The sequence below is a fragment of the Flavobacterium xanthum genome (assembly GCF_900142695.1).
In the GTDB taxonomy this organism is placed as follows: Bacteria; Bacteroidota; Bacteroidia; order Flavobacteriales; family Flavobacteriaceae; genus Flavobacterium; species Flavobacterium xanthum.
Window position 1 is genome coordinate 20,498 of the sequence record NZ_FRBU01000034.1, and the last position, 14,382, is coordinate 34,879.

The following is a 14,382-nucleotide window of genomic DNA, read 5'->3' on the forward strand; positions in this document are numbered from 1 at the left end:
AACTAAAATCAGGAATCTAAAATCTTTACCGCCGGTGTAGCTCAGGGGTAGAGTGCTTCCTTGGTAAGGAAGAGGTCTCGGGTTCAATTCCCGACATTGGCTCAAGTAAGTAGGAGATTGAAATTAAATATATAAATAGATTAAAAATTAAGTAAAATGGCAAAAGAAACCTTTAACCGTAACAAGCCCCACTTAAACATTGGTACAATTGGGCACGTGGATCACGGAAAAACTACATTAACTGCAGCGATAACTAAAGTGTTATCTGATGCTGGTTACTGTCAAGCAAAATCATTTGATCAAATTGATAATGCTCCAGAAGAAAAAGAAAGAGGTATTACAATTAATACATCACACGTAGAGTATGAAACTGCTAATCGTCATTACGCTCACGTTGACTGTCCAGGTCACGCGGATTACGTAAAGAACATGGTTACAGGTGCTGCTCAAATGGATGGTGCTATTCTTGTTGTAGCTGCGACTGATGGACCAATGCCACAAACACGTGAGCATATTCTATTAGGCCGTCAGGTAGGTATTCCTAGAATGGTTGTATTCATGAATAAAGTGGATATGGTTGATGATGAGGAATTACTTGAATTAGTTGAGATGGAAATCAGAGACTTGTTATCTTTCTACGAATATGATGGAGATAATGGTCCAGTTGTTCAAGGTTCAGCTTTAGGTGGATTGAATAATGATCCAGTTTGGGTACCAAAAATTCTTGAATTGATGGAAGCTGTTGACTCTTGGATTGAAGAGCCAGTAAGAGACGTTGCAAAACCTTTCTTGATGCCTGTTGAAGATGTGTTTTCAATCACTGGTCGTGGAACTGTAGCTACAGGTCGTATCGAAACTGGTGTTGCTAATACTGGAGATCCAGTTGAAATCATTGGTATGGGTGCTGAAAAATTGACTTCTACTATTACAGGAGTTGAGATGTTCCGTAAAATCCTTGATAGAGGAGAAGCTGGAGACAACGTAGGTATTCTTTTAAGAGGTATTCAAAAAGAAGACATCAAAAGAGGAATGGTTATTTGTAAGCCAGGTTCAGTTAAACCACATGCTACATTTAAAGCAGAGGTTTATATCTTGAAAAAAGAAGAAGGTGGTCGTCATACGCCATTTCATAATAACTACCGTCCACAGTTCTATGTACGTACAACTGATGTAACAGGTATCATTACTTTGCCAGAAGGTGTAGAGATGGTTATGCCTGGGGATAACTTAACTATTAGTGTTGTATTGCTTAGCGCAATTGCATTAAGTGTTGGTTTACGTTTTGCTATCCGTGAAGGTGGTAGAACAGTAGGTGCTGGTCAGGTAACTGAAATAACAGCATAGTTATATTAAATTATATAGTCAGTAACTATTGTAATGGTGGTTACTGGCTTTAATACGGGCGTAGTTCAAGGGTAGAATAGCGGTCTCCAAAACCGTTGATGGGGGTTCGAATCCCTCCGCCCGTGCAAAAAAAACAAATCATAATGACAAAAGTTGTAAATTACATATCGGAAGCATTTGAGGAATTAAAGTCAAATGTAACTTGGCCAGCTTGGCCTGAGGTGCAACGTCTAACAATTGTTGTTGCTGTCTTTTCAGTATTGTTCGCCTTGGCAACTTGGGGAGTAGACGAAATTTTTGCAAAAGCTTTAGCTGGATTTTTTAACTGGATAAAAGCTTAAATTTTTTGTTATGGCAGATAATAATATTAAAAAGTGGTATGTCGTTAGAGCAGTAAGCGGACAAGAAAATAAGGTGAAAGCATACATCGAGACCGAGATCGCAAGATTAGGTATGGGTGATTATGTTTCCCAAGTTTTAGTTCCTACTGAAAAAGTCGTTACCGTTAAAGAAGGAAAAAAAATAATCAAAGACAAAGTTTATTTTCCGGGTTATGTTATGATTGAGGCAAATCTTATTGGAGAAATACCTCATATTATTAAGTCTATAACAAGCGTTATTGGATTTTTAGGGGAAATTAAAGGGGGAGAGCCTGTTCCTTTAAGAATTTCAGAAGTAAACAGAATGTTAGGCAAGGTGGATGAGTTAGCGGTTAATACCGATACACGTGCAATACCTTTTAATATTGGAGAAACAATTAAGGTTGTTGATGGTCCTTTCAATGGGTTTAACGGAACTGTTGAGAAAATTAATGAAGAAAAGCGTAAACTAGAGGTAATGGTAAAGATTTTCGGAAGAAAAACACCATTAGAGTTGAGTTTTATGCAAGTTGAAAAAGTATAATTTTTGTTACATCTATAATATCCATTGCAATCGCTTCCAATGATTGTAATGTTAAATTTTTAAAAAATGGCTAAAGAAATTAGTAAGGTAGTTAAACTACAAGTTAAGGGAGGTGCTGCGAATCCATCGCCACCGGTTGGACCTGCTTTAGGAGCTGCTGGGGTAAACATCATGGAGTTTTGCAAGCAATTTAATGCAAGAACTCAGGATAAACCCGGCAAAATATGCCCAGTACAAATTACTGTGTATAAAGACAAATCATTTGATTTTGTTGTAAAAACTCCTCCAGCAGCAGTTCAGTTAATGGAAGCTGCAAAGCTAAAATCTGGTTCTGGTGAGCCTAATCGTAAAAAAGTAGCTAGTGTTACTTGGGAACAAATTAGAGCTATTGCTGAAGACAAGATGCCTGACTTAAATGCATTCACTATGGAGTCTGCAATGAGTATGGTTGCTGGAACAGCTAGATCTATGGGTATAACTGTATCAGGAGACGCTCCTTTTTAATTAAGAGAAAGACATGGCAAAATTGACAAAAAAGCAAAAAGAGGCTGCTTCAAAAATTGAAAAGAACAAACTATATTCTCTTAAAGATGCTGCGGCATTGATAAAAGTAGTTGCTTCTGCAAAATTTGATGAGTCTGTTGATATCGCAGTACGTTTGGGTGTAGATCCAAGAAAAGCGAATCAAATGGTTAGAGGTGTGGTAACATTACCTCATGGAACTGGTAAAGACGTTAAAGTATTAGCATTGGTTACTCCAGATAAAGAAGCGGAAGCTTTAGCAGCTGGTGCAGACTTTGTAGGTCTTGACGATTATTTACAAAAAATCAAAGATGGTTGGACAGATGTTGATGTAATTATCACAATGCCTTCTGTTATGGGTAAATTAGGTCCATTAGGTCGTATTTTAGGACCTAGAGGTTTAATGCCTAACCCTAAAACAGGTACTGTAACTATGGATGTTGCAAAAGCTGTTGCTGAGGTTAAAGCTGGTAAAATCGATTTCAAAGTTGATAAAACTGGTATAGTGCATGCAGGAATTGGGAAAGTTTCTTTTGGAACAGAACAAATCATTGACAATGCTCACGAAATTATTCAAACATTAATCAAACTTAAACCAACTGCGGCTAAAGGAACTTACATTAAAAGTATTTACCTAACTAGCACAATGAGTCCTGCAATTGCATTGGATCCTAAAGCAGTATAATTGGTAGTTAAAAATTTTTAGTATGACTAGAGAAGAAAAATCAATCGCGATTGAAGTTTTAACTGCACAGTTAGCCGGTACAAACATTGTTTATGTATCTGATATTTCTGGTATGAATGCAGAATCTACTTCAAACTTGAGAAGGGCTTGTTACAAAGCAGGTATAAAATTAGAGGTTGTAAAAAATACGTTGCTTGCAAAAGCAATGGAGGCTTCTGCTAATGATTATGGTGATTTACCTTCAGTTTTGACAGGTAACAGTGCTATCTTTATTTCAGACGTTGCAAATGCACCTGGAAAAATAATTAAAGATTTCAGAAAAAAATCGGCTACCCCATTATTAAAGGGTGCCTATATTAACGCTGAAATTTACATTGGTGACGATCAATTAGATGCATTAGCAACTATTAAATCTAAAGAAGAGCTTATCGGCGAACTTATTGGTTTATTGCAAGCACCAGCACAAAGAGTTATTTCTGCTCTTCAAAACCAATTTGCGAAAAGCGAAGAGGCTACAGAAGAAGTAGAAGCATTATAAAAAATAGAGTTCTCTCTACTTTTTATTAATTAAAAAGCGCACAATAAATAAATTATATTTTTACAAATCATTTTAAAACGATAGAAAAAATGGCAGATTTGAAACAATTCGCAGAACAATTAGTTAACCTAACAGTAAAAGAAGTTAACGAATTAGCAACAATATTAAAAGATGAGTACGGAATCGAACCAGCTGCTGCAGCTGTAGTAGTTTCAGGAGGTGGCGAAGCTGCTGCTGAAGATGTTCAAACAGAATTTACAGTTGTATTAAAAGCAGCAGGTGCTTCTAAATTAGCAGTAGTGAAATTGGTTAAAGAACTTACAGGTTTAGGTTTGAAAGAAGCTAAAGATGTAGTAGATAGCGCACCAAGCAACGTTAAAGAAGGTGTTTCTAAAGAAGAAGCTGAAGGTCTTAAAAAATCTTTAGAAGAAGCTGGAGCTGAGGTTGAACTTAAATAGTTAAAATCAGTTTTAAGAATAAGGTTTAGGTCTTGGGTTTAATCACCCAATGACCTAAACCATTTTTCGTATAACAAAAGGCTGCCTTGTGTACTTGCATTTTAGTCTTTTAAATAAATTCATTTTACCCATTACGAGGAAAAAAAATTAACAGATAATAAGAAAGTAGTTATCTTAAATTGGTTTTTAAAGATGTAACGGTTGTAAAAGAAAAGTGTAAATAAATACTATTTACATAAAAAAAATTACTTTTTTAATCAAAATTTTGTCCATTGATGCTAACAAATCAGACTGAAAGATTGAATTTTGCCTCTACAAAAAATATTCCTGACTATCCAGATTTTCTAGATGTTCAGGTTAAATCGTTTAAAGATTTTTTTCAATTAGAAACTAAATCTGACGAAAGAGGTGACGAAGGGCTTTACAATACCTTCATGGAAAATTTCCCAATTACTGATACAAGAAATAACTTTGTATTGGAATTCCTTGATTATTTTGTAGATCCACCACGTTATACTATTCAAGAATGTATAGAAAGAGGACTTACTTATAGTGTGCCTTTAAAAGCAAGGTTAAAACTATATTGTACAGATCCAGAACATGAAGATTTTGAAACTATTGTTCAAGATGTCTATCTTGGTACAATTCCTTATATGACGCCAAGTGGTACCTTTGTTATTAATGGTGCTGAGCGTGTAGTTGTTTCGCAATTACACAGATCTCCTGGAGTTTTCTTTGGTCAATCATTCCATGCAAATGGAACAAAATTGTATTCTGCCAGAGTAATTCCTTTTAAAGGTTCTTGGATAGAATTTTCTACAGATATAAACAGTGTAATGTATGCTTATATTGACAGAAAGAAAAAATTACCTGTAACTACTTTATTTCGTGCAATTGGATTTGAAAGAGACAAGGATATCCTTGAGATTTTTGATCTTGCAGAGGAAATTAAGGTTTCTAAAACAGGACTTAAAAAGTATATCGGTAGAAAATTAGCGGCTCGTGTATTGAATACATGGCATGAAGATTTTGTTGATGAAGATACTGGTGAAGTAGTTTCTATCGAACGTAACGAAATTATCCTTGATAGAGATACCATTATCGACAAAGATAATGTAGAAGAAATCATTGATTCTAACGTTAAATCTATTTTGTTGCATAAAGAAGATGCTAATCAAGGTGATTATGCCATCATTCATAATACGCTACAAAAAGATCCAACAAACTCTGAAAAAGAGGCTGTTGAACATATCTACAGACAATTGCGTAACGCTGAACCGCCTGATGAAGAAACGGCTCGTGGTATTATTGATAAATTGTTCTTCTCTGACCAACGTTATAACTTAGGTGAAGTAGGTCGTTACAGAATTAATAAAAAATTAGGGTTGGATACTCCAATGGAAAAGCAAGTCTTGACCAAAGAGGATATCATAACTATCGTGAAATATTTGATTGAATTGATCAACTCTAAAGCAGAGATTGATGATATTGATCACTTATCAAACCGTCGTGTAAGAACAGTTGGTGAACAATTGTCTCAACAATTCGGTGTTGGTTTAGCACGTATGGCTAGAACCATTAGAGAGCGTATGAACGTTAGAGATAACGAGGTGTTTACGCCAATTGACTTGATTAATGCAAAAACATTATCGTCAGTTATCAACTCTTTCTTTGGAACAAACCAGTTGTCACAGTTTATGGATCAAACGAATCCACTTGCTGAGATTACGCACAAAAGAAGATTATCTGCACTAGGACCAGGTGGACTTTCAAGAGAAAGAGCTGGATTTGAAGTACGTGATGTTCACTATACGCATTACGGACGTTTATGTCCAATTGAAACTCCTGAGGGACCAAACATTGGTTTGATATCCTCTCTTGGGGTTTATGCTAAAGTAAACGGAATGGGTTTCATTGAAACACCATACCGTAAAGTAACTAACGGAACTGTTGATTTAGTTTCTACTCCTGTTTACTTAAGTGCTGAAGAAGAAGAAGGAATGTTAATTGCACAAGCAAACATTCAAATGGATGCTACTGGAAAAATTACTGCCGAAGACGTTATTGCACGTCAGGAAGGTGATTTCCCAGTAATTGAGCCAACAAGAGTGGATTACACAGATGTTGCTCCAAATCAAATTGCTTCTATTTCAGCTTCATTGATTCCTTTCTTGGAACATGATGATGCGAATAGAGCCTTGATGGGATCTAACATGATGCGTCAGGCCGTACCATTAATTCGTCCTGAAGCTCCTATTGTTGGAACAGGTTTAGAGCGTCAAGTAGCTTCTGATTCTAGAGTATTGATTAATGCTGAAGGAGATGGAGTTATAGAATATGTGGATGCAAATATTATCACTATCAAATACGATCGTTCTGAAGAAGAAAGAATGGTAAGTTTTGAGTCTGATGAAAAAACATACAATCTAATTAAATTTAGAAAAACCAATCAAGGTACAAGTATCAACCTGAAACCGATCGTAAGAAAAGGGGATAGAGTGGTGCCTGGACAAGTATTATCAGAAGGATATGCGACTCAAAATGGTGAATTAGCTTTAGGTCGTAACCTAAAAGTTGCTTTTATGCCATGGAAAGGATACAACTTTGAGGATGCGATTGTAATTTCTGAAAAAGTAGTTCGTGACGATATTTTTACCTCTATTCACGTCGATGATTATTCATTAGAAGTTAGAGATACTAAATTAGGTAACGAGGAATTGACGAATGATATACCAAACGTTTCTGAAGAAGCTACTAAAGATTTAGATGAAAATGGTATGATTAGAATTGGAGCCGAGGTTAAACCTGGTGACATTTTGATCGGTAAAATTACTCCAAAAGGGGAATCAGATCCTACTCCAGAAGAGAAATTGCTTCGTGCAATCTTCGGGGATAAAGCAGGTGATGTAAAAGATGCTTCATTGAAAGCGTCTCCTTCTTTACATGGTGTTGTTTTAGATAAAAAATTGTTCGCAAGAGCCGTTAAAGATAAGCGTAAACGTACTCAGGATAAAGATGCTTTAGGAGCACTTGAAATGGAGTTTGAAGTTAAATTTGTTGAATTAAAAGACAAATTAGTAGAAAAACTTTTCTTGATCGTAAACGGAAAAACATCTCAAGGGGTTATGAACGATTTGGGTGAGGAAGTTTTACCAAAAGGTAAAAAATATACACAAAAAATGCTTTATGCTGTAGAAGATTTTGCTCACTTAAGTAAAGGTCAATGGGTTGCAGATGATGCAGCTAATAAAATGGTGAATGATTTAATTCATAACTATAAAATTAAATTGAACGATTTACAGGGTGCTTTACGTAGAGAGAAATTCACGATCACTGTTGGGGATGAATTGCCAGCAGGTATCTTGAAATTAGCGAAAGTATATATAGCCAAAAAACGTAAGTTAAAAGTTGGGGATAAAATGGCGGGACGTCACGGTAACAAAGGTATTGTTGCTCGTATCGTTCGTCATGAAGATATGCCTTTCCTTGAAGACGGAACGCCAGTTGATATCGTGTTGAACCCGCTAGGTGTACCTTCACGTATGAATATTGGTCAAATTTATGAAACAGTTCTGGGTTGGGCTGGACAAAACTTGGGTAGAAAATTTGCTACCCCAATTTTTGACGGAGCTACATTGGATCAAATCAATGAATTGACTGACGAAGCTGGAATACCACGTTTTGGACATACCTATTTATATGATGGTGGTACAGGAGAACGTTTCCATCAAGCAGCAACAGTTGGAGTTATCTATATGTTGAAACTTGGTCACATGGTTGATGATAAAATGCACGCACGTTCTATAGGACCGTACTCGTTGATTACGCAACAACCACTTGGAGGTAAAGCTCAATTTGGAGGACAACGTTTTGGAGAGATGGAAGTTTGGGCACTTGAGGCTTATGGAGCATCAAGTACACTTAGAGAAATCTTGACTGTGAAGTCTGATGATGTTATTGGTAGAGCTAAAACTTACGAGGCAATCGTAAAAGGAGAATCTATGCCAGAACCAGGATTGCCAGAATCATTCAATGTATTAATGCATGAATTGAAAGGGCTTGGTCTTGATATTCGTTTAGAAGAATAGTATTCAGTAATCAGTGTCAGTGTTCAGTTCAAAACTGAATACTGAACACTGTTTGCTTTTTTAATTAGTTTTCAGGATTTATACCCGTAAACCGTTCCGATTTTTTATAAATATTAATGATGTTTATAACTAGCACTTCTAATTTGAAGTTTAGAGAAGTAACCCGCGGAGTTTAGACGGTACACCGTAACGTTTAAACAAAAATCAATTTTTAATTGCAAATAAATCAATAGTAAAAGCTATGATGAATAATAGAAATAATAACAACAAGGATAAAAACCCTGTAAAAAGGTTTAATAAAATCTCAATAGGTCTTGCTTCTCCTGAATCTATCTTGAAAGAATCAAGAGGTGAAGTGTTAAAGCCGGAAACTATCAATTACAGAACGCACAAACCAGAGCGTGATGGTCTTTTTTGTGAACGAATCTTCGGACCAGTAAAAGATTTTGAATGTGCTTGTGGTAAATATAAAAGAATTCGTTACAAAGGGATCATCTGTGACCGTTGTGGTGTTGAAGTTACGGAGAAGAAAGTACGTAGAGATAGAGTAGGTCACATCAACCTGGTTGTGCCTATTGCTCATATCTGGTATTTCCGTTCTCTTCCAAATAAAATTGGTTATATACTTGGACTTCCTTCTAAGAAATTAGATATGATTATTTACTACGAAAGATACGTAGTAATCCAAGCCGGTATTGCTAAAAATGCAGAAGGTGAATCAGTACAAAGATTGGACTTCCTTACAGAAGAAGAATATTTGAATATCTTGGATACACTTCCTGCAGACAATCAATATCTTGATGATTTTGATCCAAATAAATTTGTTGCCAAAATGGGAGCAGAGTGTATTATGGACCTATTAGCTAGAATTGATTTAGATCAGTTATCTTACCAATTAAGACATAACGCAAATAATGAAACGTCTAAACAACGTAAAACGGAAGCCTTAAAAAGATTACAAGTTGTTGAATCTTTCCGGGAGTCTAACTTGAACCGTGAGAATCGTCCGGAATGGATGATTATGAAAGTGGTACCAGTTATTCCACCAGAATTACGTCCACTTGTGCCACTTGATGGAGGTCGTTTTGCCACTTCGGATTTAAATGATTTATACCGTCGTGTAATTATACGTAACAACCGTTTAAAAAGATTAATGGAGATTAAAGCTCCAGAAGTGATCTTAAGAAACGAAAAACGTATGTTGCAAGAATCGGTAGATTCACTTTTTGATAATACGCGTAAAGCATCTGCAGTAAAAACAGAATCAAATAGACCATTAAAATCATTATCTGATTCCCTTAAAGGTAAGCAAGGACGTTTCCGTCAAAACTTACTTGGAAAACGTGTGGATTATTCTGCTCGTTCGGTAATTGTTGTTGGACCTGAATTAAAATTATCTGAGTGTGGTATCCCTAAAGATATGGCAGCAGAATTATACAAACCTTTCGTTATCCGTAAATTGATAGAAAGAGGGATTGTAAAAACGGTAAAATCAGCTAAGAAAATAATAGATAAGAAAGAGCCTGTAGTATGGGATATCCTGGAAAATGTAATTAAAGGGCATCCAATATTACTGAATCGTGCTCCTACTTTGCACAGATTAGGTATCCAAGCGTTCCAACCAAAATTAATTGAAGGAAAAGCAATCCAATTGCACCCTTTAGTTTGTACTGCATTTAATGCGGATTTTGATGGGGATCAAATGGCAGTTCACTTGCCACTAGGACCAGAGGCTATTTTGGAAGCACAATTGTTAATGTTGGGTTCTCACAATATTCTGAATCCTGCTAATGGAGCTCCAATTACGGTACCTTCTCAAGACATGGTGCTTGGTCTTTATTATATGACCAAAGAGCGTTTGTCAACTCCTGAACTTAAAATTTTAGGAGAAGGAATCACTTTTTATTCTGCTGAAGAAGTAAACATTGCTTTGAACGAAGGTAGATTAGAATTGAATGCTTCTGTTAAAATTAGAGCAAAACATTTTAATGAAGCAGGTGACTTGGTTTACCAAATCATTAAAACGACTGCTGGTCGTGTATTGTTTAATGAAGTTGTGCCAGAAGCAGCAGGATATATCAATGATGTATTGACTAAGAAAAATCTTAGAGATATTATTGGACATGTTTTAAGCGCTACCGATGTACCTACAACGGCAGCTTTCTTGGACAACATGAAAGATATGGGATATAAATTTGCCTTCAAAGGTGGTTTGTCATTCTCATTGGGAGATATTAGAATTCCAGATCAAAAACCTAAATTAATTGCAGACGCTAGAGAACAAGTTCAAGGTATCTCTGCTAATTATAACATGGGTCTTATCACTAATAACGAACGTTACAACCAAGTTATTGATGTGTGGACTTCAGCAAATGCTCAGTTAACAGAGTTAGCCATGAAAAACATTAGAGAAGACCAACAAGGTTTCAACTCGGTGTATATGATGCTTGATTCTGGAGCAAGGGGTTCCAAAGAACAAATTCGTCAGTTAACAGGTATGCGTGGTTTGATGGCTAAGCCAAAAAAATCTACTGCCGGTGGTGGTGAAATTATTGAAAACCCGATTCTTTCTAACTTTAAAGAAGGTCTTTCGATCCTTGAGTACTTTATTTCTACTCACGGTGCGCGTAAAGGTCTTGCGGATACAGCTTTGAAAACGGCAGATGCAGGATACTTAACAAGAAGATTGCATGATGTATCGCAAGATGTTATTGTTAATATCGATGATTGTGGTACACTTAGAGGTGTTGAAGTTTCAGCATTGAAGAAAAATGAAGAAATTGTTGAAACATTAGGAGAAAGAATATTAGGTCGTGTAGTGTTACAAGACTTAATCAATCCATTGAATAATGAAATTTTAATTCATTCTGGTCAGCAAATTACAGAAGTTATAATGAAAGCAATTGATGCTTCTCCTATCGAGAAAGTAGAAGTTCGTTCTCCATTAACTTGTGAAGCGTTGAAAGGGATTTGTGCTAAATGTTACGGTAGAAATTTAGCTACTGGAAAAATGACACAAAGAGGAGAAGCTGTTGGTGTAATTGCAGCACAGTCTATTGGAGAACCTGGTACACAGTTAACATTACGTACTTTCCACGTTGGTGGGGTTGCGGGTGGTATATCCGAAGAGTCAAGTATCATTACCAAATTTAATGGTAAACTTGAAATAGAAGATTTAAAAACTGTTAAGGGAGAAGATAGTGAAGGAAATGCAGTTGATATTGTAGTTTCTCGTTCTACTGAATTGAAATTAATTGATGAAAGAACAGGTATTTTATTAAGTACCAATAATATTCCTTACGGATCCTCTATTTTCGTAAAAGACGGTCAGTCTGTCGTTAAAGGGGATGTGATTTGTAAATGGGATCCATACAATGGAGTTATTGTTTCCGAATTTACTGGTAAAATTGCTTACGAAGAGTTAGAGCAAGGTCAATCATTCATGGTTGAAATTGATGAGCAAACTGGTTTCCAAGAAAAAGTAATTTCTGAATCAAGAGCTAAAAAATTAATTCCAACTTTATTGGTTTACGGTAAAGACAATGAATTGATTCGTTCTTATAACTTACCAGTTGGAGCCCACTTGATGGTTGAAAATGGGGAGAAAATTAAAGCAGGTAAGGTATTGGTAAAAATCCCACGTCGTTCTTCTAAATCTGGAGATATTACAGGAGGTTTACCTAGAATTACAGAGTTATTAGAAGCTCGTAATCCTTCTAATCCAGCTGTTGTATCTGAGATTGACGGTGTTGTTTCATTTGGAAAAATCAAAAGAGGGAATCGTGAGGTTGTTATCGAATCTAAATTTGGAGACATTAGAAAATACTTGGTTAAATTATCAAGTCAAATTCTAGTTCAAGAGAATGACTTCGTTAGAGCAGGTGTACCTTTATCTGATGGAGCTATTACTCCAGATGATATTTTAAGAATTCAAGGACCAGCGGCTGTTCAACAGTATTTGGTAAATGAAATTCAAGAAGTATACCGTTTGCAAGGGGTGAAAATTAATGATAAACACTTTGAAGTAGTAATACGTCAAATGATGCGTAAAGTTAGAGTTCAAGATCCAGGTGATACTTTATTCTTAGAAGATCAATTGATTCACACTAAAGATTTTATCGTTCAGAACGACAAATTATACGGTATGAAAGTGGTTGAAGATGCTGGAGATTCTAGTGCGCTTAAAGAAGGTCAGATTATTACGCCTCGTGAGTTGCGTGATGAGAACTCTTTATTGAAACGTACGGATAAAAATCTTGTTGTAGCTCGTGATGTTGTTACTGCAACAGCAACGCCAGTTTTACAAGGTATTACAAGAGCATCACTTCAAACAAAATCATTTATCTCTGCTGCATCGTTCCAAGAAACGACTAAAGTATTGAATGAAGCTGCTGTTGCAGGTAAAATCGATTACTTAGAAGGATTGAAAGAAAATGTAATTGTTGGACATAGAATCCCTGCCGGAACGGGTATGAGAGAATATGATAATACAATTGTAGGTTCAAAAGAGGATTACAATGATATGATGGCTAACAAAGAAGAATATATTTATTAAGGTATGAGTAATTCTAATCAACAACAAGAGCAGATTAATATTGAGTTAGACGAAAAAATTGCTGAAGGAATTTATTCCAATTTAGCAATAATAAATCACTCTTCATCAGAGTTTGTTTTAGATTTTGTAAGTATCATGCCAGGTATTCCTAAAGCTAAGGTGAAATCAAGAATTGTCTTGACTCCACAGCATGCTAAAAGATTATTAAAAGCAATTGGGGAAAATATTCACCGTTTTGAAGTCGCTCATGGCGAAATAAAAGACACTGAACAAGCACCTATACCGCTTAATTTTGGTCCTGCGGGACAAGCATAAGTTATTTAAAAGGCTTCCGTAACAACGGAAGCCTTTTTTTTTATTCCCTATTTCTAAGGATAGCACTATTATTTTACAAAGGTAAAAGGCTACCTCTGGTGAATGAAATCTTCAGTTTTATTCTTCTATACTTCATATTTTGTTTTTTTGTGAAACCGATATTTAAATCGGTAATCAATCGATGCTACTATATATTATACTATGTGGTGTTGGTTATGGCTCCACATCGAACTGTGTTGGGTACTTTTTTTTTGGTTGCATTAGTGCTTTTAAAATTTCATAGTAATGAGCTCCTGGTATGATGGATTGCCATCGAGATCATGGTAATGCAGTGTTAACTGCATATTAAATAGTCGCTTTAAACAACAAGTTTGTGCTTTAAACGATTATAATGGTGCTTCATCGAAAATATTTTCGGCTCGATTTTAATTGGTATACTTTCGCAATCGAGTTAGAGATACAAACCGTCTTTCTCGTAAAAATATAATTGTTATGAAATATTTTTCTTTAAAAGCAAATACAAAAACCATGGTTAATGGCCTTATTCTATTTGTTTTTATTCTAATTTCAAATACAAGTGTTGTGGCACAAACTGCAAATACTGTGGCAGATTTAAATACAGTTGAACTGACTGTTTCAACAAAAAAAGAAAGCGTTTCAGCCGTATCTTCTTCTAGCAGTATGAATTTTGTATTGTGGTTTATGGGTTCGAAACAAGATCCAAATAGTACCATTTCTACAGAAGGTATTAACACAAAGAAACAAGTAATTACCTCTGGTGTAGCACCCAATCGCCTATTGATCAAAGCTTTTTTAAAGAAAGCGGTGAACTTGGAAAGTATGGTTGCCTAATTTAAAATCATCACTAAAATAGAGATAGGTGGATTCAATTAATTAATGCGAATTCCTGATTATTGTTTAATAATTGTAAATATACTTCATTTGGAGAATCAAATTGATGCCTTTTCCGAGGT

11 protein-coding genes and 2 tRNA genes are annotated in these 14,382 nt (G+C 35.6%); all 13 read left to right on the plus strand.

What is annotated here, in order from left to right; all coding sequences use genetic code 11:
* The first annotated feature begins 30 nt into the window (after positions 1-30).
* Positions 31-102 (plus strand) — tRNA-Thr (locus tag BUC11_RS12975).
* 54 nt (positions 103-156) lie between these two features.
* Positions 157-1,344 carry an elongation factor Tu gene (gene tuf / locus BUC11_RS12980; protein WP_073354708.1) on the plus strand — a complete coding sequence of 396 codons (1,188 nt, stop codon included), beginning with the start codon at positions 157-159 and terminating at the stop codon, positions 1,342-1,344.
* Between the two features lie 54 nt (positions 1,345-1,398).
* Positions 1,399-1,469, plus strand: a tRNA-Trp gene (locus BUC11_RS12985).
* Between the two features lie 18 nt (positions 1,470-1,487).
* Positions 1,488-1,685, plus strand: a complete 198-nt coding sequence (gene secE, locus BUC11_RS12990; RefSeq protein ID WP_066082297.1) for a preprotein translocase subunit SecE — start codon at positions 1,488-1,490, stop codon at positions 1,683-1,685.
* A gap of 10 nt (positions 1,686-1,695) precedes the next feature.
* The gene (nusG, locus tag BUC11_RS12995; protein WP_066082295.1) at positions 1,696-2,247 is read left to right on the plus strand and encodes a transcription termination/antitermination protein NusG; all 552 of its coding nucleotides are present in this window, start codon (positions 1,696-1,698) and stop codon (positions 2,245-2,247) included.
* 66 nt (positions 2,248-2,313) lie between these two features.
* A complete protein-coding gene (rplK, locus tag BUC11_RS13000; protein WP_066082293.1) occupies positions 2,314-2,751 on the plus strand; it encodes a 50S ribosomal protein L11 in 438 nt (145 codons plus the stop codon).
* Positions 2,752-2,764: 13 nt separating this feature from the next.
* Positions 2,765-3,454, plus strand: coding sequence for a 50S ribosomal protein L1 (gene rplA, locus BUC11_RS13005; RefSeq protein WP_066082291.1), 690 nt, complete (start codon positions 2,765-2,767; stop codon positions 3,452-3,454).
* A 22-nt stretch (positions 3,455-3,476) separates the two neighbouring features.
* Complete coding sequence (gene rplJ, locus BUC11_RS13010; RefSeq protein WP_073354710.1) at positions 3,477-3,992, plus strand: 50S ribosomal protein L10; 516 nt, start codon at positions 3,477-3,479, stop codon at positions 3,990-3,992.
* Positions 3,993-4,081: 89 nt separating this feature from the next.
* On the plus strand, positions 4,082-4,450 hold the full coding sequence (gene rplL, locus BUC11_RS13015) for a 50S ribosomal protein L7/L12 (RefSeq protein ID WP_039109063.1): 369 nt from the start codon (positions 4,082-4,084) through the stop codon (positions 4,448-4,450).
* A 275-nt stretch (positions 4,451-4,725) separates the two neighbouring features.
* Positions 4,726-8,538, plus strand: coding sequence for a DNA-directed RNA polymerase subunit beta (gene rpoB, locus BUC11_RS13020; protein WP_073354712.1), 3,813 nt, complete (start codon positions 4,726-4,728; stop codon positions 8,536-8,538).
* A gap of 241 nt (positions 8,539-8,779) precedes the next feature.
* Positions 8,780-13,093: a DNA-directed RNA polymerase subunit beta' gene (gene rpoC, locus BUC11_RS13025; RefSeq protein WP_073354714.1), complete on the plus strand. Its 4,314-nt coding sequence runs from the start codon at positions 8,780-8,782 to the stop codon at positions 13,091-13,093.
* 3 nt (positions 13,094-13,096) lie between these two features.
* Positions 13,097-13,408 (plus strand): DUF3467 domain-containing protein, encoded by a 312-nt coding sequence (locus BUC11_RS13030; RefSeq protein ID WP_073354716.1) that lies wholly within the window; start codon positions 13,097-13,099, stop codon positions 13,406-13,408.
* A gap of 492 nt (positions 13,409-13,900) precedes the next feature.
* Positions 13,901-14,260: a hypothetical protein gene (locus BUC11_RS13035; RefSeq protein WP_073354718.1), complete on the plus strand. Its 360-nt coding sequence runs from the start codon at positions 13,901-13,903 to the stop codon at positions 14,258-14,260.
* Positions 14,261-14,382: the final 122 nt, after the last annotated feature.

Bases quoted from the DNA above. Each gene is read 5' to 3' on its own strand.
- tuf (WP_073354708.1), top strand. From the start codon at position 157: ATGGCAAAAGAAACCTTTAACCGTAACAAGCCCCACTTAAACATTGGT.
- secE (WP_066082297.1), top strand. From the start codon at position 1,488: ATGACAAAAGTTGTAAATTACATATCGGAAGCATTTGAGGAATTAAAG.
- nusG (WP_066082295.1), top strand. From the start codon at position 1,696: ATGGCAGATAATAATATTAAAAAGTGGTATGTCGTTAGAGCAGTAAGC.
- rplK (WP_066082293.1), top strand. From the start codon at position 2,314: ATGGCTAAAGAAATTAGTAAGGTAGTTAAACTACAAGTTAAGGGAGGT.
- rplA (WP_066082291.1), top strand. From the start codon at position 2,765: ATGGCAAAATTGACAAAAAAGCAAAAAGAGGCTGCTTCAAAAATTGAA.
- rplJ (WP_073354710.1), top strand. From the start codon at position 3,477: ATGACTAGAGAAGAAAAATCAATCGCGATTGAAGTTTTAACTGCACAG.
- rplL (WP_039109063.1), top strand. From the start codon at position 4,082: ATGGCAGATTTGAAACAATTCGCAGAACAATTAGTTAACCTAACAGTA.
- rpoB (WP_073354712.1), top strand. From the start codon at position 4,726: ATGCTAACAAATCAGACTGAAAGATTGAATTTTGCCTCTACAAAAAAT.
- rpoC (WP_073354714.1), top strand. From the start codon at position 8,780: ATGATGAATAATAGAAATAATAACAACAAGGATAAAAACCCTGTAAAA.
- BUC11_RS13030 (WP_073354716.1), top strand. From the start codon at position 13,097: ATGAGTAATTCTAATCAACAACAAGAGCAGATTAATATTGAGTTAGAC.
- BUC11_RS13035 (WP_073354718.1), top strand. From the start codon at position 13,901: ATGAAATATTTTTCTTTAAAAGCAAATACAAAAACCATGGTTAATGGC.